The organism is Photorhabdus africana, assembly GCF_035181445.1.
In the GTDB taxonomy this organism is placed as follows: domain Bacteria; phylum Pseudomonadota; class Gammaproteobacteria; order Enterobacterales; family Enterobacteriaceae; genus Photorhabdus; species Photorhabdus laumondii.
This window is the reverse complement of the sequence record NZ_JAXBVE010000219.1, coordinates 1-332: the sequence shown is the minus strand read 5'-3', so window position 1 is coordinate 332 and position 332 is coordinate 1. Positions and strand designations below refer to the sequence as shown.

Genomic DNA, 332 nt, shown 5'->3' with positions numbered 1-332 from the left:
AAAAATCCCACAAATCCGACGCGGCACTCAGCCAGACACCGGGGGCAATACCGGCCCGGTTTGGTTCATTGTCACTGAGGACGCGGGTTAAAAACGCGGCCTCCGCTTTTTCCGGGTGCGCCATCATCAGATAGGCTTTAAGCTGGTTGTGCGCGGCTTTCACCTGACGGGCCCGTTGCGGGCTGCCCGGCGGCAGATTCACCAGCGCGCTCAGTTTTTGATGCAGTATCGCCGCGGCCTTATCCCGTATCAGCCGGTTATTCATCTGGGTGTAATACGGCAGCACCGCCGTCAATAGCGGCTGATTTTGATTCAGCCCGAAACGCTGATAC

The 332-nt window shown here is 57.8% G+C and carries 1 protein-coding gene; it reads right to left on the bottom strand.

Annotated features, from left to right (window positions below):
• Positions 1-332 (bottom strand): ImcF-related family protein (locus SLS51_RS23480; RefSeq protein WP_323840875.1); only part of this gene is annotated, 332 nt, incomplete at both ends.